We start from the raw sequence: 19,399 nt of genomic DNA, 5'->3' as shown, positions 1-19,399 counted from the left end.
TTGCGTAATTGTCGGACTACGTGCCTGGACCGGCACTCCCCGCTCCCCCGCCCCTGGGGCGTAGCGCGGGAACATCCCAGTGCTCCACGATCCGGCCGTCAACCAGCCGGAAGATGTCGGCACCGAAGCCGGACTCGCCGCCGACGCGCACGCGCTCGAGAAACCACACCAGGTCTCCCTCCGCTGCGGTGGCAATGACGGTAAAACTCGGCCGGAAGTGCTCCGGGAGACTGCCGATCTCCTCGAGCGAACGGCGGAGCGCCTCAGGGCCATCGGGGATGCTCTCATTGTGCTGGAGGTAGACGTCATCCCAATGGTCAGCCACAACCGTGGGATCGAAGTCGAGAAATCGGGCAAAGGCCGCCGATGCAGCCTCCCGATTGGTCGCGGTCCTCGCAGGTCCCCCAAACTGCATGCCAGCAGGCGGGCGGTAGGCATCACTGAACACCGACCTGCCGCTGACGGTGCTCGGGGGAACATCGACGTGGAGTTGCCAGTGCTCAGCGACCTGATCGCCGACGAAGCGGAAGAACTCACACCAGGACTCGCCGCTGAACTCGTCACTCGGGTCCGTCGCTGCGTGCCAGTGCACGCCCACGAGGTCACCATCAGCGACGGTTCGCTTCACTGTCGCCACGACTCCGGGCATCCGCGCGTGCAGCTCACGGTAGCGCTGACGCGCGCCAGCTGGCCCATCCACCAACGATGGAGGGGAGCCATGATGGCGGGCCTCCGGAGCGATGAGCGCGTCGAGAGCGTCGCCGCTCCCGGCCAGGATGCGCCCAGACGTCAGGTCGCCGAAGACGCGCAGGACCAGCTCGCGCCGGCTCTCGGCGTCACGCACCTTCGGGCGCGAGCACGATGTCGAACTGCACGCGCGTCCAGTCGCCCTCCAGCGCACGACCGTCAGGCGTGGGCGTTCCAGCGGACTGAAGCTCGAAGTCCTTGATGAGTGACTCCTTCACCCCGAAGACACTGTCCTTCCAGCCGATCTCGTCGCCGCTCACGAAGATATGCGTCACGAGCCGACGCATCTCCGGCGCCGTGACCATGAAGTGCAGGTGCGAGGCACGCCACGGCGAGCGCCCAACCGCCTCGAGCATCTGCCCCACAGGGCCGTCGTGAGGAATGGGGTAGGGCGTTGGCGTAATCGCCCAGAACGAGTATCGACCGTCCGCGTCAGCGAACAGGTGCGCGCGCGCTGAGGTGCGGTCATCGTCGTACTGCACGTCATAGAAACCGTCCTCGTCGGCCTCCCACACCTCGATCCGGGCGCCCGGGACGGGGGTGCCGTTGGTGTCGGTCACCGTGCCCTCCACCCAGCAAGCCTGGCCGGTCGCACCGAAGGCGATGTCGCCGCCGATCGGCACCTCGGGGCTGCCCTCCACGAAGAACGGACCGAACACGGTCGCCTCCGTCGCATTCGCGAAGGCCTCATTGTTGATCGCGATCGTCTGCATCGACAGGCCGAGCACATCCGAGAGCAGGATGAACTCCTGGCGCCGGTCGTCGGTGATGTGACCCGCCTGGGTGAGGAACTCGATTGCGCGCTCCCATTCACTTTCCGTGAGCCTGACCTCGCGGAGGTAGGCATGGAGGTGCTTCACGAGGCTCTGCATGAGGAACTTGAGCCGCTCGTCCTCGCACGTGTCGAACGAACGAACAACGAGGTCGACCAACGCTTGCTCGCGCTGGCTCTGCTCGGCCGTGATGCTGGTGGTCATGTCGTCTCTCCTTCTCGGGCCGCACGCATCCGCACGGTCGGTTTCGGTGCGGTCTCCCGCATCGCTGTGCTGTCGCGCACGCATGCGCGCTCGGTGCTACCTGGGCGTACCCGTCGAGGCGTGACCCGTGATGATGTCGAGCAGGCGGTCGACATCGGCAGGCAGTTCGTCTCCTCGCCACACCACGTGGTGGTCCGATCGCACAAGCGCGGCGCCGCGCTCGTACAGCGGCGCGAGCACCGCGCGGTCGTCGTCACCCGGTGCCCACACGGTGAACGGGATGCCCCGCTCCTCGGCCCGCGCGGAGAGCGCGGCGGCGTCGGCGCCAGCGAAGTCGAGCAGCGTGAACCCCATGCCGAAGTGGTCATACAGCGAGCTGCCGTCAGCGAGCCAACGGTGCGGCGCGCGATTGCCCGGCGCGGCGCTCTCCGTGAAGTCTGCAAAGGTCGGCGCGGGTTCGACCGAGCCGTCGCGAACCACGATCGGCGAGAGCGAGTAACGGTAGCCGAGCTGCCCGCCCATGCGCTTGAACTGCACGAGCTTCTTGTCGAGGATGTCCTGCTTGACGGCCTCGCGGACCGCGTCTCCCGTTTCGCCGGACTCCTCGACACCATCACGCACGAGTTCGCGGGCGCCGATCGCGTGGTTGGCCTCTGACCCGAGCTGGATGAATCGCACGGCCTCGCGGCGATCGATCGAGTAGCTCGGCAGCAGGTCAGGCCCTCCCCAGCCGTCGACGAGCGCCGCGAGCTTCCAGCCGAGGTCGGCGGAGTCGCCGATGCCGCTGTTCATGCCGAAGCCGCCCTGCGGCGACACGAGGTGCGCGGCATCGCCTGCGAGGGTGACGCGACCGAAGTCGAAACGGGGTGCGAGCAGCGAGCGCTGCGCGAAGGCACCTCCGGAGAGCGGCTCTGCGTCGATCTCCTGGCCGACCGCCTTGAAGAGCAACTCCTTGACCTGGTCCCAGTTGTCGCCGTCGACGCCGTCTGGCACCGGTCCGGCGAAGTACTGCCATGTGTCGGGGCCCTGGGCGGTCAGCAGGTCGCTGCCACGATCCTCGTTGTAGAAGTAGACCATCGACACGACGGGTCCTGCACCGTTCTCCCAGATCTCCTTCAGCTGGGTGGAACGGAAATGCCACGACGTGCTCGGTGCGAGGTTCGGGTTGCCCTCGAGGCGCACGTTGAGCACCTCGCGCCGCAGCTTGCCGCGACTACCGTCAGCGATCACGAGGTAGTCACTGCGCAGCGTGTACGGGCCGTCCGGCCCGGTCAGTTCGACCGTCACGCCCTCGTCGTCCTGCCGGAACGTGTCCACCTCGGTGACGTTGCGGTAGTCAATGAGCGGCAGCTGCGCAACGCGCTCCCACATGGTCTTTTCGATGCCCTCGTTCGGCGCCCATTCCGCCCGCTCGCCGGCGAACGGCAGCGGCTCAGTCCACTCGTACGAGTTCGGCAGATTCAGGATGAGGTCGCCGTTGAGGCGCGTCACGAACGAGACGTCGCGACGGATGTCCTCGGGCACCGGGTCGTTCTTGCGCAGCGCATCCGCGATACCCCAGCGGCGGAAGTGCTCCATGGAGCGGACATTGGTCATGTTGGTGCGCAGCTGGAACGGCTTGCCTCGCTCCCGGCGCTCGATGACGATGCTGGCCACTCCCCGTTGGGCCAGATCGATCGCCAGCGACATCCCGACGGGACCGCCTCCCGCGATGATGACCGGCACATCCGCAGCCGTCTGTTTGCCCATTGATCGACCCTTCTCCCTTGAAGCGCATTTCTTCGTGCCCTGTGCGATCGCGTTCACGCGAACGTCGTGAGTGGCACGGGATATTCCTACATCAATCAGTCAGAGTAGCCAAATGTCGGACGATTTGATAGACATTGCTCACGACTCAACGAAGAGGAGCAGTTGCATGACGATCACACCCGCAGACTCAGCAGCGGTGCAGAGTGCACTCGCGGAGATCCGAGAAGCCCTCGGCGCCGACGCAGTGTTCACCGAACGCGCCGATCTTGACGAGTACCGTGACCCGTTCTGGGTGCTCGGCGACAGCACGAATGACGTCGCTGCGGCCGTGTTCCCCAGCACGGTCGAGCAGATCCAGACTGTAGTCCGCATCGCGAACACCCATGGGGCTCCCCTGTGGACTGTGAGCCAGGGACGCAACTACGGCTACGGCGGCTCCTCACCGCGGGTGCCCGGCTCCATCCTGCTCAACCTCTCGAAGCTGAACCGCGTGCTTGAGATCAACACCGAGCTCGGCTATGCCGTAGTCGAGCCCGGTGTCCGCTGGTTCGACCTGGTGGACGCACTCGAGGAAGCGGGCGGCGGGTGGTGGTCATCCATTCCTGACCTTGGCTGGGGTTCGGTCATCGGCAACAGCCTTGAGTATGGGCGTGGACACACCAGCATCGGCTCCCACGCGGAGAACGTGGTGGGCATGGAGGTCGTGCTTCCCAATGGCGAACTCATGCGCACCGGCATGGGCGCGATGACCGACAATCGCGCATTTCACACGTACCCGTTTGGCTTCGGCCCTATGGTTGACGGGCTCTTCTTCCAGTCGAACATGGGCATCGTGACCCAGATCGGCTGGAAGCTCATGAAGCGCCCAGAGAAGTATGCGTCGTGCTGGATCCACTTCGACGGCGATGAGATCGTCGTCCCCGTGATCGACGCGATGCGCGATCTCATGCTCGACGAGACGATCAACAACTACCCCTTCCTCGGCCGCGGCGTCGCTGCGAACAAGGAGGGGCAGCCCGACCTCGATGCCGCCAGTGAGGCGTGGGCGCTGCGCTTCGCGCTCTACGGATACGAAGACATCGTGGAGGCGAAGTGGAAGATCGTCGAGCGCGTGATCGGTTCCATCCCCGGTGTCACGGTCGGGCGCACCGTCTATGACGGCACCGATCGCGAGGGACCGCAGGAGGGAATCCACGACGACAAGGTCCAGGCCGGCATTCCCGGCATGGAGCTGCTCGACCTGTACAAGGTGCCGTTCGGCCCTGACACCGGCCACCTCGACTTCTCGCCGGTCGCGCCGCTCATCGGCACCGAGGTGCTCAAGGTGATCCGCTTGGTGCGCGGGCTCTACGAGGAGTTCGGCGAGCCATACGCTGCCGGCTGCATGCTGCTGCCCAACTCGATCATCGTCGTCTCGGTGATGTTCTTCGACCCGAAGGACGAGGAGAAGACGCGCCAGATCTATGCGAACTACGACTCGATGCTCACGCGCGTCTCCGCCGAGGGCTACGGCCTCTACCGGTCGCACATCTTCAAGATGGATGCCGTCGCGCAGACGTTCGACTTCAACGATCACGCCTACTTGCGCTTCGTCGAGACGATCAAGGACGCGGTCGACCCGAAGGGCATCCTGCAGCCGGGCAAGCAGGGCATCTGGCCGAAGGCCATGCGCGGCTAGTCCGACACCGCGACGAAAAGGGCGCCCGGGCAAATTTCTCCCGGGCGCCCTTTCACTGTGTGCGGTCAGTGCGGAAGGATCAGCACCTTCGCGGCGCTCTTCTCCGTGGCGCGGCGCACCGCCGCAACGGCCTCCGTAAGTGGGAACCGGTCGGTCACCATGGGTCGCAGGTCGATGCGACCACTCGCGTGCAGGGCGATCACGGGGTCGGTGCCGCCGATGTTGCCGATCGACCCGAAGACGCTCGCGCCCTTGACCATGTAGGCCATGGTCTGCATCGGCGCGGTGCCCGACTGCGAGCCGAGCAGCACCACCTTGCCGCCGACAGCAAGCGAACGCTCGATCTCCGGCAGCACCGTGCGCGCATTGCCCGCCGCCTCGATGGACATGTCCGCCCCGCGCCCCTTCGTGCGGTCGAGCACGACCTCACCAGCGCCGATGCCGTCGTTGGCGAGCGCGCGCACGTCGTAGGCCTCGTCCGCACCCATGGCCTTCGCAAGCTCGCAGCGGGCCGGGTTTGTCGCAAAGGCGATGACCTGCGCGGCACCAGCCGCGCGGGCGAGCGCCACCGCCGCAAGGCCGATTGGCCCGCAGCCATGCACGACCGCCACGCCACCGGGCGTGATGCCGCCTGCGCGATCGAACATCCCCAGGTATGCGACGCTCGCGGGCTCCGAGAGCGCTCCGATCTCGAAGACCTCGCGCTCGTCGAAGCGTTCGCGCAGCGCATTCAGCGGCCGCAGGTTCACGTCGCGCGAGACCACGTATTCGGCCATGCCGCCGTCGATGTTGAAGCCGCGGTCCGCCGCCTCCGTGCAGTGGGCGGGCAGGCCAGCCTGGCAGGCCTCGCACGCGCTGCAGTACTGCAAGGTGGTCACCGCCACGGCGTCGCCGGGCGCGAGGCCGCGTACAGCCGAGCCAACCTCCACGACCTCGCCTGCGAGTTCGTGGCCGGGGATGACCGGGAGCCGTACCCGGTATGGCAGCAGCACGTAGCCGTCGGTGTCGGTCTCGTACAGGTGCGCATCCGACCCGCAGACGCCCACGGCCCGGCTTCGCACGAGCACGTCGTGGGGGTCGCGAACCTGTGGAACGGGCCGGTCTACGAGCTCCCAGACCGGATGCCGCCAGACTCGGGTCGCATCGTACGCCCAGTGTTCGTCGACCTCCGCCTGGGTGAGTATCGCGTCCGGGCGGGGCGACCAGTCACCCCGGATCTGCACGGCCTGCATCGTCGCCATGGCCACCTCCTCGTCGTCCCGCCCACATTAGTTGATAAACGTCTGACATTCGTTAAGCTGACCTGAGTCGTCCAAGGGAGGGCGGCAACCGAGAGGAGCCATTCATGCACATCCGACGTGTCGTTACAGGCCTCGATGCGGAGGGTCGCAGTGCGGTCATCTCCGACCAGCCCGCCCCGCGCACGCACGACTTCGCAGCGATTCCGGGGTTCAGCAACACCGTCGTGTGGGCGTTGCCCGACTCCCCCGCGCCCACTCCGGAGGACATCACTCCCACTCTGACGTCGCTCATGCCAGGACCGGGCGGCTCCGGTCTCACGATCGTGCAGTTCCCTCCGAGCGCAGTCTTCGAGACCATCGACCCGGTCGCGGCCGCTGAGGAGGAGGCCATCGCGCTGCCTGGCCTCGCCGACACGTTCGACCCGGACATGCCCGGCTTCCACACGACACAGACCGTCGACTACCAGATCGTGCTGAGCGGGCAGCTCCTGCTCTCGCTGGAGACCGGTGAGCCGACCCTCGTGCAGGCCGGAGACGTGATCATCCAGAACGCGACGAAGCACGCGTGGATGAACCCGACCAAGGAGCCAGCGGTGCTCGCTGCGGTCTCCATCGGAGTTGCCGCGCCGTAGCCGCGGCGACAAAAATTCCTGAGCCGCGACTCGTTTGTCAACGATGTCGCGGCTCAGGACATTTGGCGGTGACGGTGGGATTTGAACCCACGGTAGCTTTCACTACACAACTTTTCGAGAGTTGCACCTTCGGCCGCTCGGACACGTCACCGCGGACAAGTGTAATACACCCGGAGGGTCGACCCGAACGCGGGCGCCTCAGCGCAGCGGGTGCTGCAGGATGCTCGAACTCAGATTCGTGCCGTTGACGTCGAGGTAGAGCTGCCCCTCCGTCACGGTCACCGTGAGTTCGTTCCGCCGTTCGATCGCCGCGACGGCCGCGTCGATGAAGCCGGCGTCGAAGCTCCGAAGCGTGATGTCTTCGGCCCGGTGGATGGTCTTGCCCTCCCACGCGGCGAGCAGCTTCGCGGGGTCGCGGTGCGTGTAGATGGCGACCCTGGCTGCCAGCTTGCTGCCGTGGTGGAGGCGCGCAGCATCCGGGGCTCCCACCTCGATCCATGCGGTGAGGGTGCCGGTGAGGTCACGCACGACCACGGCCGGCTCGTCAGTCGAGGAGATGCCCTCACTGAACGCAATGCCCTCCTCGTATTCGAGCAGGTAGGCCAGCACGCGCGTGAGCATGTAGGCATCCGTCTCGGAGGGGTGCCGCGCCACGCGGAGCATCAGGTCTTCGTAGACGCCACGATCCATGTCTGCCAGCTGCACGGTGAACGTGTGGATGAGCGCGCCGAGAGCCATGGTGGTTGAGCTTAGCGCCGCATTCACAGGCACGGATTCGTACGATTCGAGCATGAAAGCCACGCGCGTCATCATCGCGGCAGGGGCGACCGCCCTCGTTGCCGCAACCGGCGCCCTCAGCACGACCCTCGTGCAGCAGCGCCGCATGAAGGGCATGGAGGCGCTCGCCCAGAAACTGCCCGTGCACTCCAAGTGGTGGCGGGAGCGCGCCAAGCAGGAGGGCGAGCTGCTCTACGTCGCCCTCGGCGACTCGGCCGCGCAAGGCATCGGGGCGAGCAAACCGCACCGGGGATACGTCGGCGACATCATGCGGGAACTCGCGGATGTCACGGGCCGCAGCATCCGCGTCGTCAACCTCAGCATCTCGGGGGCACGCCTGCGCGAGGCTCTCGAACTTCAGTTGCCCGCGCTGCGCAAGCTGGGCGAGCCCGACTTCGTGACGGTTGGGATCGGCGCAAACGACATCGGCACCTACGACCGGGAGCGCTTCGAGCGCGAGATCGAGGAGTTGTATTCGGCACTGCCGCCGCACACGATCGTGGGCGACATCCCGAGCTTCTATGTGGGCGCGGCCGAGAAGCGGGTGCGCGAGGCGAACGCGATCCTGCACGAGACGGCCAGGCGACACGGGCTCATCGTCGCGCCCGTGCACGCGGAAACCCGGCGCGCGGGCGTGCTGCGCTATGCGCTCAACCAGGTGGCGGCCGACTTCTTCCACCCGAATGACCGTGGCTACCGCGTGTGGGCGCGCGCCTTCCTGCCGCTCGTGCGGGAGGCGGCGCACGGTCTCGAAGGGTCGAAACGCTAGCCCGAAGCGCCTCACGAAAAACTTTCTTCATGCAGGTGCATCTAAATGAGGGCTTCGGCCGGAATCACCTCTTCGATGGGCAGCACACAGCAGCCCCGATGAAGGAGAATCACCATGCGAAACAGGATCATCGCGGGGATTGCGGCAGGAGCCATCGTCGGCTTCGGCCTCGTGACTCCCGCCTACGCGGCCACCCCCGGCAACGCCTCGCTGTCTGTGCTTCACGGCATTCCCGAGACGCCCGTCGATGTCTGGGTGAATGGCGCTCTGACTCTCGATGACTTCCAGCCGGGGGACCTCGCCGGGCCGCTTGACCTTGCTCCCGGCGACTATGAGGTGGCGCTGACAGCGACGGACGCGACCGACGCCAGCTCTCCCGTGCTTGGCCCTGTGACCGTCTCCCTTGCAGCCGACACCAACTACACGGCGGTGGCTCACTTGGGAGAAACCGGAACGCCCACCGTCACCCCGTTCGTCAACGACACCTCGACCATCGCCGCAGGGCAGGGCCGGCTGACGGTGCGCCACGTCGCGGCAGCGCCCGCCGTGGATGTGCTCGCTGGCGGTGCCCCCGTGGTCGAAGATCTCGCCAACCCTGACGAAGCGACACTGACCTTGCCGGCCAGCACGGTCTCGGCAGCCGTAGCCGCAGCGGGTACGACGGAGCCGGTGATCGGCCCGGCGGATGTCAACGTGCAGGAGGGCGTCCACACGATCGTCTACGCGTGGGGCAGCCTCGAGGATGAGAACCTCGCCCTCGCCGTGCAGACCATCGAGGGTCTGCACTCCACTCCCGAAGGCGTCAACTCGGGAACGGGCGGGCAGCTCGCTGAGCGCGACATGATGCTCCAGGGCATGCTGCTGCTCGGAGGCCTTGTGATCGCCGCCGGCGCCGCGACGGCAGTCGCTGCACGACGCGCACGAGTCGGCAGCTGAGGAACAGCATGAGCAAGCGGACGATCGCAGGAGCGCTTGGCGCTCTTGCGATCGCCCTTGCGCTGGTGGCCTGCACGGGGACGACGGAGCCCACCGCACCACTGCCGGCGATCCCCTCGCCGAGTCCCTCCGCGGTGGCTCCCACGCCAGCCGTGGAGGTGCCAGTCAGGCCTGCGACCCCGGAGCCCGCCCGGCAGCCGGTGCCACCCGTGCAGGTCGCGATCCCCGACATCGGGGTGAGCATCCCTGTTGTCGAGGTCGGCATCGAAACCGGTGGCTTCATGGAGCTGCCGGAGAACCCCGCCATCGCCGGCTGGTACCGATTCGGCTCAGACCCATCCAGCCCGCAGGGCAACACGGTGATCTCCGCCCACGTCGACGCCGGCAACTACCCCATCGGTCCGTTCAGCAAGCTGCGCAACCTGGGCGCGGGAGCAACAACAGAGGTGACGGATGCCGCGGGAACCAGCCACCTCTATTCGGTGCAGAGCGTGACCTACTATCCGAAGAAGGAGCTTCCCGTGGCCGAACTGTTCGGCCGGGACGGGTCATCCGCGCTCGTGTTGATCACCTGCGGCGGCGACTTCGATAGCAGCATCGGACGATACGAAGATAACGTGGTCGTCATCGCGACCCCGGCCGCGTAAACGGCGAACGATCGTGAGAGGCATGAGAGTGGATGACCCGCAGTCACGCGATCCTCATGAGAGGTTTCGAGCTGGCGATGAGCGCGCGTTGGAGGCAATCTACCGGCGATGGTCTCCCGTCGTGTTCACGCTCGCGTTGCGGGCGGTCGGCGACCACGGCGACGCCGAAGACATCACCCAGAAGACCTTCGTCTCTGCCTGGACGTCGCGAGACTCCTATGATCCGGACAAGGCCCAGATGTCCACCTGGCTCGTGGCGATCGCACGGCGGCGCATCGCAGACACACTCGATGCGCGTCGGCGCGTGCGAGCGCTGCAAGATCAGCTTCAGCAGTTCGCTGACCCCGATGATCTCATCGGCCCAGACATCGACCTCGGTGACCGATTGATGCTCGCGGATGAGATCACCCGGCTGGAACCGGATGCCAGCGCTGTCGTTCAGCTCGCGTTCTATGACGACCTCACCCACGAGCAGATCGCGAGCCGCTTGCAGATGCCACTCGGCACTGTGAAGAGCCACCTACGTCGAAGTCTGACGAGACTCCGCAACCGATTGGAGGCTGGCCATGCAGCATCTTGATGCTGAGCGGCTCTCGCTCCTGGCCATCGGCGAGCCGGCCGCAGAGGCCGAGCAGACTCACCTCAACACGTGCGACCAGTGTGCGCTTGAACTCGCCGAACTGGAGTACACGGTGGCGGTCGGTCGATCGACGGCCGGCTTGGGCGAGCTCGCGACCCCGCCCGAAGCGGTCTGGAACCGCATCTCGCAAGAGCTCGCACTCGGGAGCGCCCCCACGGCGCCGGAACCCGCCCCCGAGCGCGGTCGTGAAACTGGCGGCGAGCATCCGCACGTCCCACGGTTCAAGCAGCGGCGTCGCATGTTTGCCTTGGCAGCCTCGATCGCGGCGGTTGGAGTGATCGGTGGCGGCACGTGGGCCGCTTGGCAAACCCAACAGCCCACTCAACTCGCGGCGGCGACCCTCGAAGCGTTTCCCTCGCATCCGGATGCTGCGGGCGAAGCTGTTGTTGTCGAAGACCGGGATGGCACGCGCCAGGTACGAGTGCAACTCGATTCCCGTGAAACCGACCAGGGTTACAAGGAGGTCTGGCTCATCACCGGGGACGCCTCCGCTCTCGTCAGCCTCGGCGTGATGGAGGGTGCCGACGGTGCCTTCACCGTGCCCGAGGACATCGATCTGAGCGAATACGTGCTGGTCGACGTTTCGCTGGAGCCCGACGATGGAGACCCGGCTCACTCGGGCGACTCGATCGTGCGGGGCGAGCTCTCGGAGGCCTAGGGCGGCAGCGATGTCTGCGGTCGCCTCTACTCTTGAGACATGGCCCGCACAACCGCTTCGTTCCGCTGCACCGAGTGTGGATGGACCACCCTCAAGTGGGCCGGGCGCTGCGGCGAATGCCAGGCGTGGGGCACGGTCGTGGAGGCGGCCGAGCAGACCGGCATCACGCGCGCGCTGAAGCCCGTCGCCGTGAGCGACGAACGGGTCGCGCGCCCGATCACCGCGATCACGGCGCCCGAAGTGGAGCACCAACCGAGCGGCATCCACGAGTTCGACCGCGTGCTGGGTGGCGGCATCGTGCCCGGTGCGACCATCCTGCTCAGCGGTGAGCCGGGGGTCGGCAAGTCCACGCTGCTGCTCGAGGTCGCGTCAAAGGCGGCGCAGGGCGGGCAGCGCGTGCTCTACGTCTCAGCCGAAGAGTCAGTGAACCAGGTGCGGATGCGCGCCCAGCGCACCGACGCCCTCCACGACAACCTCTACCTCGCGGCCGAGACCGACCTCGCGACCATCATCGGACAGGTCGACCAGGTGCAGCCCCAGCTGCTCATCGTCGACTCCGTGCAGACGGTCTCCTCCTCACTCAATGACGGCCTCGCCGGCCAGCCGGGCCAGGTGCGCGAGGTCGCATCGACGCTCATCCGTGTCGCGAAAGACCGGGGCCTCCCCCTGCTTCTCGTCGGTCACGTCACTAAGGACGGCACCATCGCGGGGCCGCGCGTGCTCGAACACCTCGTCGACGTCGTGTGCCAGTTCGAGGGCGACCGGCAGACCGCACTCCGATTCATCCGCGCCCACAAGAACCGCTTCGGCCCGACGGATGAGGTCGGATGCTTCGAGATGACGGGCGACGGCATCGCCGAGGTCGCCGACCCCAGCGGCCTCTTCATGAGCCGTGGCAGCGCCCCCGTCAGCGGCACGTGCGTCACCATCTCGGTCGAGGGACGCCGCGCCCTCCCCGTCGAGGTGCAGGCGCTCATCGTCAAGAGCTCGGCACCTCAGCCTCGACGCGTCACCAACGGGGTCGACTCCTCGCGCGTCGCCATGCTGCTCGCCGTGCTCGAACGCCGCGCCGGCATGAAGCTCAGCGAGAACGACGTCTACGTCTCGACCGTCGGCGGCATCCGACTCACCGAGCCAGGCGCCGACCTCGCGATCGCCCTCGCCATCGCGAGCGCTTACAGCGACAAGTCATTCCCCGGCACACTCGCGGCCGTCGGCGAAATCAGCCTCGCCGGCGAGATCCGTCCCGTCTCGCACGCCAAGCAGCGCGCCTCCGAAGCTCGCCGCCTCGGCTTCACGACCCTCGTCGACAGCAACAGCGCCCACCTGCGCGACGCAATGCGCACCGCCTTCGCGACCGCCGAGACCGTGCAGGCCGACGTTCCCCAGTTCTAACGAAAGGCGACCGTGCACGCAGGACTCCCCCTCGACGGCAAGACCGCCCTCATCACTGGCGTCTCCCGCCGGCGCGGCATCGGCTACGCCGTCGCCGTGAAGCTCGCCTCGCTCGGCGCCAGCGTCGCCATCCACCACCACCGCGAACACGACCTCACACAGCCGTGGGGCGGCGACGACCTCGACGCCGTACGCGAGGGCATCCGCGCCCACCTCAGGCAAGGCGCGCAGTTCACCGACGTCGGCGCCGACCTCAGCACAGCCGACTCGATCGGCACCGTCATCGACGCGGGCGAGGCACTCACCGGCACCCTCGACATCCTCGTGTGCAACCACGCGAAGAGCGGTGACGACGGCAGCATCCTCGACATGACCCCCGAACGCCTCGACGCCCATTGGGACGTCAATGCACGGGCCACACTCCTCCTCACCGCGGAGTTCGCCCGACGCAAGACGCCCGGCACCGGCGAACCACGGCGTCCCGGCGAACACATCGTGGGCGACAAGCCCTACGCGGCGCCGCGCGGCCACGTGTTCTGGATGACCTCGGGCCAACTCCACGGGCCCATGCGCGGCGAAGTCGCCTACGCCACGAGCAAAGCCGCCCTCGCCGGGATCACGCCGACGGTCGCCGCCGAACTCCTCGAGCTCGGCCTCATCCTCAACACCATCAACCCCGGGCCCGTCAACACGGGCTACATGGACCCGGACACCACCGACCGTCCCCTCGAGGGCCTCAACGACTGGGTCGCGACGACCCCGTTCGGACGCGTCGGCAGGCCACAGGACCCCGCCGAGCTCATCGGCTGGCTCGCGACATCCCCCGGCAGTTGGGTCGTCGGCCAGGTACTCACCAGCGACGGCGGCTTCAGCCTGGGCTAACCGGAGACCGCGCTCGGAGGCACGCGCAGTAGTATCCCCCAACCGCGACGGAAGGCGAACGGATGCGCAAGGTCACCTACTCCATGGGCATGACGCTCGATGGATACATCATCGGCCCCGACGGCAGGTTCGACTGGTCCGCGCCCAGTGAGGAAGTCTTTCGGCACTCGATCGAGGAGATCAAGAGCGTCGGGGTGCACCTCATGGGGCGGCGGCTCTACGAGACGATGCTCTACTGTGAAGACCCGGCCAACGAGTTCGACGACCTCGAGCAGGAGTGGGCCGACCTGTGGAATCCGCTGCCGAAGCTCGTGTTCTCTCGGACGCTCACGTCGGTCGAGGGTAGCGGCGCACGCCTCGCGACATCCGGTCTCGCAGAAGAGATCGCGCGTCTCCGCGCGGAACCCGGTGACGGCGACATCGCGATCGGCGGCGCCGACCTCGCGGCCCAGGCGGCCACGCTCGGACTCATCGACGAGTACCTCGTGCGGGTGTTCCCCGTGATTGTCGGCGGCGGCACGCCGTTCTTCGCGCGCGACGAGCAGCGGGTGAACCTCGAGCTCGTGGAGAACCGCACCTTCGGCAACGGGGTCGTGTTTCTGCACTACCGCGTGCAACGCTGACGCCGCGTCCTCATCGAGTGGCCAAACTTTCAGCCACCCCTCGGCGTATGGCAGAAACTTTGGCCACTCACGCCCCGGAAAGCACGCCCGAGGTCCGACTCATGGCGCCGAGATCCGGCTCAACGACGAAGGCTCGGCTCAGCGCCAGCCGAGTCCCGGCGCTACGTGCTTCACGACCGACTCGAGGAGTCGCGCGTTGAACTCGACGCCCAGCTGGTTGGGCACGGTGATCAGGAGCGTGTCCGCCTCGGCGACGGCCGCGTCATCCGCCAGCTGTTCGATGAGCTTGTCGGGCTCGCCGATGTAGCTGCGCCCGAAGGTCGCCTGCAGCCCGTCGATGACGCCGACCTGGTCGCGCGCCTCGGCCTGGGCACGGAGCCCGAAGTAGTGGTGGTCCTCCTCCGTGACGAGGGGGATGATGCTGCGGCTCACCGAAACCCTCGGTGAACGGTCGTGTCCCGCCTCGGCCCACGCTGAGCGGTAGGCGGCGATCTGCTCGGCCTGGAGGTCGGCGAGGGATGCCGCCTCACCGAAGACGAGCGTCGAGCTCATGAGGTTCATGCCCTGCTCGGCCGCCCACACGGCGGTGTCCAGACTGCCGGAACCCCACCAGATGCGGTCGGGCAGGCCAGGAGACAGGGGGTCGATCGCGAGCGGGCGCGAGACCCCTGTCATAGCCGGGTCGGACATGACGACGCCCTCGCCACGGATGGCGGCGAGGAAGAGCGCGGCCTTGTCGCGCGGCATCCCATCGTCGGGGTAGCCGAAGGCGCGCCATCCGTGCTGGGCGGGTTCGGGTGAGCCCCGGCTGATGCCGAGCTGCAGTCGCCCGTCGCTGATGAGGTCGGTGATCGCCGCCTCCTCCGCGAAGTAGAGCGGGTTCTCGTAGCGCATGTCGATGACGCCCGTGCCGAGCTCGATGCGCGAGGTGCGAGCGGCCATCGCGGCGAGGAGCGGCATGGGCGAGGAATGCTGCGGCGCGAAGTGGTGCACGCGCACGAAGGCGCCATCCGCCCCCACCTCTTCGGCGGCGACGGCCAGCTCAATCGCCTGCTGGTAGGCATCCCGCGCGGTTCGCACGAGTGAGCCGGGCACGTCCTGGTAGTGGCCGAAGGAGAGGAATCCGATGCGCTTCACACCGGATGCAACAGCCAGGCGCTGCTCGAATTCCTAGAGCAGCCGGAACGGCTTCTTGGCCGACTCGAGTTCTCCCAGGCGCACCTGCAGGTGGTAGGTCGCGTCGCCCGCGGGCACGGGCTGCGTGCTCGCGTCACACGGCAGCGAACGCGTGCGATCCCACGAGAGTGGTGTGGTCGACTGGGGCTCGTTGGGGGCGAGCGTCACCATGATCGCCTCCGACTCGGCCTGGCAATCGCTCGAGGTCCAGTAGGCCTCGGCGCCGCTGCCCACCTCGAAGACCTGCTTGCTGGGCGTCACGTCGAGGATGCACGGCACGGTGCCGATGTTGGTCAGGCGCATCGTCAGCTGCGGCAGCTCGCCGCCCGCGTACGCGTCCTTGTCGGTGATGGCCTCGATCGTGAGGTTCTGCGTCTTGCAGGTGCCGTCGTCCGCAGTCTCGTCTTCCCCGTTCACGGTGTCCCGCTCGTCCGACGCGTCGCCCTCGGTCTGCTGCTCGGAGCTCGACGGTTCCTCCGTGGCGGTCGGGGTGCTGGCATCCGCCCCCGGCCGCACGACGATCAACACGATGACGACGATGACCGCGACAAGGCCGAGCAGCACCATGAGGCGCCGCCGCCAGTACACCTGCGGTGGCTGCGGCCCGACCGGATTCCGGAGCGTCGACATGCGACCAGCGTAGCTAGAGGGTCTTCAGCATCCGGGTATTGCCGAGCGTGTTGGGCTTGACCCGCGAAAGGTCGAGGAACTCGGCGACACCCTCATCGGGTGAGCGGAGGAGTTCCGCGTAGAGTTCGGGGTCGATCGGCTGCTCCCCCATGGGCTCGAAACCGTGCCGACCGAAGAATTCGACCTCGAAGGTGAGACAGAAGAGCCGACGCAGCCCCAGCTCCCGCGCCTGCTCCTCGAGGGAGTCAAGGATGGCATGCCCGACGCCACGGCCGAGCCACTCGGATGCCACAGCCAGGGTGCGCACCTCGCCGAGGTCTTCCCACATCACGTGGAGGGCGCCGCATCCGATCACCCGCTCATCGGCGTCAACCGCGACGCGGAACTCCTGCAGGCTCTCGAAGAGCACGACGAGCTCCTTGCCGAGCAGGATGCGCTGGTGCACGAGCGGTTCGACGAGTTTCTGGATCTGCCGCACGTCACTCGTATGGGCGGGGCGCACGGTGAATGCTGGGGCGGCGGAGGTCACGCTTCGATGCTACTGCCGGATGCCGGGCGCCTTCTCGCGCACCGGCTGCGGTTTCTGATGCAGAACTGCGGCGACGAGCCGTTCGGCGGGGTCGCCACGCCGGGCGTTCGTGCGGAAGTGCATCAGTCACCGCACGAGGTCAAGATGCGAGAAGCCCGCCCCGCGGGATGCGGGACGGGCTTCGCTGGGTTCACTCAACCCATGAGCGTGGCTAGCTGATGATGGTGCCCTCGATCGCGCCGGCGGCAGCAGCCTCGACGGGCTCGCGGCCCGGCTGGCGCGTCGTCGTGAAGACGTAGCCGCCATCGACGTAGTCGACGTGCACGTGGTCGCCGGCGTTGAGCTCACCCTGGAGGATGCGCTCGCTGAGCCGGTCCTCGATCTCGGACTGCATCGCGCGACGCAGCGGGCGAGCACCCAGCGTCGGGTCGAAGCCGACCTTGATGAGCTGCGCCTTGGCCGCGGGCGTGAGCTCGACGGTCATGTCGCGGTCGAGCATCCGCTCGCCCAGGCGCTTGACGAAGAGGTCGACGATCTGCAGGAGCTCGTCCTGGTTGAGCTGCGGGAAGACGATGGTCTCGTCGACTCGGTTGAGGAACTCCGGCTTGAAGTTCTTCTTCAGCTCCTCCACGACCTTCGCCTTCATTCCGGCGTAGTCCTGGGCTGCGTCACCCTCGATCGTGAAGCCCACGGGGCCACCCGTGATGTCCTTCGTGCCGAGGTTGGTCGTCATGATGATGACCGTGTTCTTGAAGTCGACGACACGACCCTGGCCATCCGTCAGGCGCCCCTCTTCGAGGATCTGGAGGAGCGAGTTGAAGATGTCGGGGTGGGCCTTCTCGATCTCATCGAAGAGCACGACGGAGAACGGCTTGCGGCGCACCTTCTCGGTGAGCTGGCCGCCCTCTTCGAAGCCGACGAACCCGGGAGGGGCGCCGAAGAGCCGCGAGACGGTGTGCTTCTCGCCGTACTCCGACATGTCGAGCGAGATGAGCGCGTCCTCGTCGTCGAACAGGAACTCGGCGAGCGCCTTGGCAAGCTCCGTCTTTCCAACACCCGTGGGGCCGGCGAAGATGAACGAACCCGAGGGACGCTTCGGGTCCTTGAGCCCGGCACGCGTGCGGCGGATCGTCTTGGAGAGGGCCGAGATGGCCTGCTCTTGGCCGATGACGCGCTGGTGCAGCGCCTTCTCCATGAAGACGAGACGCGCGGTCTCCTCCTCCGTGAGCTTGAAGACGGGGATGCCGGTCGCGTTGGCGAGCACCTCGGCGATGATTCCCTCGTCGACGATGCCGGTGGATCCGGCTTCGCCCGACTTCCACTGCTTCTCGAGGCGCAGGCGCTCACCGAGGAGCTTCTTCTCCTCGTCGCGGAGCGAGGCGGCCTTCTCGAAGTCCTGGTCTTCGATCGCGGCCTCCTTGGCGGCGCGCACCGAGGCGATCTTGTCGTCGAACTCGCGCAGCTCGGGCGGCGACGAGAGGATCGAGAGGCGCAGGCGGGCGCCGGCCTCGTCGATCAGGTCGATCGCCTTGTCGGGCAGGAAGCGGTCTTGCACGTAGCGGTCGGCGAGGTTCGCGGCGGAGACGAGCGCGCCATCCGTGATCGACACCTTGTGGAACGACTCGTACTTGTCGCGGAGCCCCTTGAGGATGTTGATCGTGTGCGGCAGCGAGGGCTCGTGCACCTGCACGGGCTGGAAGCGGCGCTCGAGCGCGGCATCCTTCTCGAAGTGCTTGCGGTACTCGTCGAGCGTCGTGGCACCGATGGTCTGCAGCTCGCCGCGGGCGAGGAGGGGCTTCAGGATGCTCGCGGCATCGATTGCGCCCTCGGCAGCGCCGGCACCGACGAGGGTGTGGATCTCGTCGATGAAGGTGATGATGTCGCCCCGCGTGCGGATCTCCTTCGTGACCTTCTTGAGGCGCTCCTCGAAGTCTCCGCGGTAGCGGCTGCCGGCGATGAGCGAGCCGAGGTCGAGCGTGTAGAGCTGCTTGTCCTTGAGGGTCTCGGGCACGTCGCCGCGCACGATCGCCTGGGCGAGGCCCTCGACGACGGCGGTCTTGCCGACGCCGGGCTCACCGATCAGCACGGGGTTGTTCTTGGAGCGGCGGGAGAGGATCTGCATGACCCGCTCCATCTCCTTCTCGCGCCCGATGACGGGGTCGAGCTTGCCGTCGCGCGCCGCCTGCGTGAGGTTGCGACCGAACTGGTCGAGGATCTGCGAGCCGCCCTGCGCTGCAGGCTGGTCGTTGCCGCCGACCTGCACCTGCTCCTTGCCCTGGTAGCCGGAGAGGAGCTGGATGACCTGCTGGCGCACCTTGTTGAGGTCGGCGCCGAGCTTGACGAGCACCTGCGCGGCGACACCCTCGCCCTCACGGATGAGGCCGAGGAGGATGTGCTCCGTGCCGATGTAGTTGTGGCCGAGCTGGAGCGCCTCGCGCAGCGAGAGCTCGAGCACCTTCTTGGCGCGCGGCGTGAAGGGGATGTGGCCGGTGGGCTGCTGCTGGCCCTGGCCGATGATGTCCTGCACCTGCTCGCGCACGGAGTCGAGCGAGATGTCGAGCGACTCGAGGGCCTTGGCGGCGACGCCTTCACCCTCGTGGATGAGGCCGAGCAGGATGTGCTCGGTGCCGATGTAGTTGTGGTTGAGCATCTTGGCCTCTTCCTGGGCCAGGACGACAACGCGACGAGCACGGTCGGTAAATCTCTCGAACAT

Annotated in this window: 19 protein-coding genes and 1 tRNA gene; 10 read left to right on the top strand and 10 right to left on the bottom strand. The window is 67.1% G+C overall.

Features of this window, described 5'->3' with window-relative positions:
- Positions 1-16: 16 nt before the first annotated feature.
- The 3 genes from ACIQK7_RS07230 to ACIQK7_RS07220 form a co-directional block, all read right to left on the bottom strand.
- Entirely contained in the window at positions 17-844 is an 828-nt protein-coding gene (locus tag ACIQK7_RS07230) for a nuclear transport factor 2 family protein (protein ID WP_403022717.1), read from the bottom strand.
- The gene (locus ACIQK7_RS07225; RefSeq protein WP_403022714.1) at positions 837-1,724 is read right to left on the bottom strand and encodes an intradiol ring-cleavage dioxygenase; all 888 of its coding nucleotides are present in this window, start codon (positions 1,722-1,724) and stop codon (positions 837-839) included. The genes ACIQK7_RS07230 and ACIQK7_RS07225 overlap by 8 nt, the downstream gene beginning before the upstream one ends.
- A 96-nt stretch (positions 1,725-1,820) precedes the next feature.
- Entirely contained in the window at positions 1,821-3,473 is a 1,653-nt protein-coding gene (locus ACIQK7_RS07220; RefSeq protein ID WP_403022711.1) for an FAD-dependent monooxygenase, read from the bottom strand.
- Positions 3,474-3,639: 166 nt separating this feature from the next.
- Here ACIQK7_RS07220 and ACIQK7_RS07215 point away from each other — a divergent pair, with 166 nt between their 5' ends.
- On the top strand, positions 3,640-5,151 hold the full coding sequence (locus tag ACIQK7_RS07215; protein ID WP_403022708.1) for an FAD-binding oxidoreductase: 1,512 nt from the start codon (positions 3,640-3,642) through the stop codon (positions 5,149-5,151).
- Positions 5,152-5,216: 65 nt separating this feature from the next.
- Here the strand turns inward: ACIQK7_RS07215 and iolM are convergent, their stop codons facing one another.
- Positions 5,217-6,392 carry a scyllo-inosose 3-dehydrogenase gene (gene iolM / locus ACIQK7_RS07210; protein ID WP_403022705.1) on the bottom strand — a complete coding sequence of 392 codons (1,176 nt, stop codon included), beginning with the start codon at positions 6,390-6,392 and terminating at the stop codon, positions 5,217-5,219.
- Positions 6,393-6,496: 104 nt separating this feature from the next.
- On the opposite strand from iolM, the gene ACIQK7_RS07205 reads away from it, so the two are divergent.
- Complete coding sequence (locus ACIQK7_RS07205) at positions 6,497-7,024, top strand: cupin domain-containing protein (RefSeq protein ID WP_403022702.1); 528 nt, start codon at positions 6,497-6,499, stop codon at positions 7,022-7,024.
- Between the two features lie 63 nt (positions 7,025-7,087).
- On the opposite strand, the gene ACIQK7_RS07200 is transcribed toward ACIQK7_RS07205, so the two are convergent.
- Both ACIQK7_RS07200 and ACIQK7_RS07195 read right to left on the bottom strand, forming a co-directional pair.
- Positions 7,088-7,175: transfer RNA gene (locus tag ACIQK7_RS07200), tRNA-Ser, on the bottom strand.
- 47 nt (positions 7,176-7,222) lie between these two features.
- Positions 7,223-7,762, bottom strand: coding sequence for a YaeQ family protein (locus ACIQK7_RS07195; RefSeq protein WP_403022700.1), 540 nt, complete (start codon positions 7,760-7,762; stop codon positions 7,223-7,225).
- 52 nt (positions 7,763-7,814) lie between these two features.
- Here ACIQK7_RS07195 and ACIQK7_RS07190 point away from each other — a divergent pair, with 52 nt between their 5' ends.
- From ACIQK7_RS07190 to ACIQK7_RS07155, 8 genes are all read left to right on the top strand, one after another.
- Entirely contained in the window at positions 7,815-8,570 is a 756-nt protein-coding gene (locus ACIQK7_RS07190; RefSeq protein ID WP_403022698.1) for an SGNH/GDSL hydrolase family protein, read from the top strand.
- 114 nt (positions 8,571-8,684) lie between these two features.
- On the top strand, positions 8,685-9,506 hold the full coding sequence (locus ACIQK7_RS07185; protein ID WP_403022695.1) for a DUF4397 domain-containing protein: 822 nt from the start codon (positions 8,685-8,687) through the stop codon (positions 9,504-9,506).
- A gap of 8 nt (positions 9,507-9,514) precedes the next feature.
- Positions 9,515-10,153 (top strand): sortase domain-bontaining protein, encoded by a 639-nt coding sequence (locus ACIQK7_RS07180; protein WP_403022693.1) that lies wholly within the window; start codon positions 9,515-9,517, stop codon positions 10,151-10,153.
- A gap of 88 nt (positions 10,154-10,241) precedes the next feature.
- On the top strand, positions 10,242-10,733 hold the full coding sequence (locus tag ACIQK7_RS07175; protein WP_403022690.1) for an RNA polymerase sigma factor: 492 nt from the start codon (positions 10,242-10,244) through the stop codon (positions 10,731-10,733).
- Positions 10,720-11,451 (top strand): anti-sigma factor, encoded by a 732-nt coding sequence (locus tag ACIQK7_RS07170; RefSeq protein ID WP_403022688.1) that lies wholly within the window; start codon positions 10,720-10,722, stop codon positions 11,449-11,451. Before ACIQK7_RS07175 ends, ACIQK7_RS07170 begins: the two co-directional genes overlap by 14 nt.
- Positions 11,452-11,490: 39 nt before the next feature.
- Complete coding sequence (gene radA, locus ACIQK7_RS07165) at positions 11,491-12,846, top strand: DNA repair protein RadA (RefSeq protein WP_403022685.1); 1,356 nt, start codon at positions 11,491-11,493, stop codon at positions 12,844-12,846.
- A gap of 12 nt (positions 12,847-12,858) precedes the next feature.
- The gene (locus tag ACIQK7_RS07160; RefSeq protein WP_403022682.1) at positions 12,859-13,728 is read left to right on the top strand and encodes an SDR family oxidoreductase; all 870 of its coding nucleotides are present in this window, start codon (positions 12,859-12,861) and stop codon (positions 13,726-13,728) included.
- Between the two features lie 62 nt (positions 13,729-13,790).
- Positions 13,791-14,351 carry a dihydrofolate reductase family protein gene (locus ACIQK7_RS07155; RefSeq protein WP_403022680.1) on the top strand — a complete coding sequence of 187 codons (561 nt, stop codon included), beginning with the start codon at positions 13,791-13,793 and terminating at the stop codon, positions 14,349-14,351.
- A 138-nt stretch (positions 14,352-14,489) separates the two neighbouring features.
- On the opposite strand, the gene ACIQK7_RS07150 is transcribed toward ACIQK7_RS07155, so the two are convergent.
- The 4 genes from ACIQK7_RS07150 to ACIQK7_RS07135 form a co-directional block, all read right to left on the bottom strand.
- A complete protein-coding gene (locus ACIQK7_RS07150) occupies positions 14,490-15,488 on the bottom strand; it encodes an LLM class flavin-dependent oxidoreductase (protein WP_403022678.1) in 999 nt (332 codons plus the stop codon).
- A 33-nt stretch (positions 15,489-15,521) separates the two neighbouring features.
- Positions 15,522-16,157, bottom strand: a complete 636-nt coding sequence (locus ACIQK7_RS07145; protein WP_403022675.1) for a hypothetical protein — start codon at positions 16,155-16,157, stop codon at positions 15,522-15,524.
- A 13-nt stretch (positions 16,158-16,170) separates the two neighbouring features.
- Positions 16,171-16,686 (bottom strand): amino-acid N-acetyltransferase, encoded by a 516-nt coding sequence (locus ACIQK7_RS07140; RefSeq protein ID WP_403022672.1) that lies wholly within the window; start codon positions 16,684-16,686, stop codon positions 16,171-16,173.
- Positions 16,687-16,897: 211 nt separating this feature from the next.
- Positions 16,898-19,399 (bottom strand): ATP-dependent Clp protease ATP-binding subunit, encoded by a 2,502-nt coding sequence (locus tag ACIQK7_RS07135; RefSeq protein WP_403022669.1) that lies wholly within the window; start codon positions 19,397-19,399, stop codon positions 16,898-16,900.

Source organism: Salinibacterium sp. GXW1014 (genome assembly GCF_044769865.1).
Lineage (GTDB): Bacteria > Actinomycetota > Actinomycetes > Actinomycetales > Microbacteriaceae > Homoserinimonas.
Note: the sequence above shows the minus strand (reverse complement) of the source record. Positions and strands in the feature narration are given on the sequence as shown.

Coding starts and splice junctions, on each gene's coding strand:
- ACIQK7_RS07225 (WP_403022714.1), bottom strand. CDS start 1,724: ATGACCACCAGCATCACGGCCGAGCAGAGCCAGCGCGAGCAAGCGTTG.
- ACIQK7_RS07220 (WP_403022711.1), bottom strand. CDS start 3,473: ATGGGCAAACAGACGGCTGCGGATGTGCCGGTCATCATCGCGGGAGGC.
- ACIQK7_RS07215 (WP_403022708.1), top strand. CDS start 3,640: ATGACGATCACACCCGCAGACTCAGCAGCGGTGCAGAGTGCACTCGCG.
- iolM (WP_403022705.1), bottom strand. CDS start 6,392: ATGGCGACGATGCAGGCCGTGCAGATCCGGGGTGACTGGTCGCCCCGC.
- ACIQK7_RS07205 (WP_403022702.1), top strand. CDS start 6,497: ATGCACATCCGACGTGTCGTTACAGGCCTCGATGCGGAGGGTCGCAGT.
- ACIQK7_RS07195 (WP_403022700.1), bottom strand. CDS start 7,762: ATGGCTCTCGGCGCGCTCATCCACACGTTCACCGTGCAGCTGGCAGAC.
- ACIQK7_RS07190 (WP_403022698.1), top strand. CDS start 7,815: ATGAAAGCCACGCGCGTCATCATCGCGGCAGGGGCGACCGCCCTCGTT.
- ACIQK7_RS07185 (WP_403022695.1), top strand. CDS start 8,685: ATGCGAAACAGGATCATCGCGGGGATTGCGGCAGGAGCCATCGTCGGC.
- ACIQK7_RS07180 (WP_403022693.1), top strand. CDS start 9,515: ATGAGCAAGCGGACGATCGCAGGAGCGCTTGGCGCTCTTGCGATCGCC.
- ACIQK7_RS07170 (WP_403022688.1), top strand. CDS start 10,720: ATGCAGCATCTTGATGCTGAGCGGCTCTCGCTCCTGGCCATCGGCGAG.
- radA (WP_403022685.1), top strand. CDS start 11,491: ATGGCCCGCACAACCGCTTCGTTCCGCTGCACCGAGTGTGGATGGACC.
- ACIQK7_RS07155 (WP_403022680.1), top strand. CDS start 13,791: ATGCGCAAGGTCACCTACTCCATGGGCATGACGCTCGATGGATACATC.
- ACIQK7_RS07145 (WP_403022675.1), bottom strand. CDS start 16,157: ATGTCGACGCTCCGGAATCCGGTCGGGCCGCAGCCACCGCAGGTGTAC.
- ACIQK7_RS07135 (WP_403022669.1), bottom strand. CDS start 19,399: ATGTTCGAGAGATTTACCGACCGTGCTCGTCGCGTTGTCGTCCTGGCC.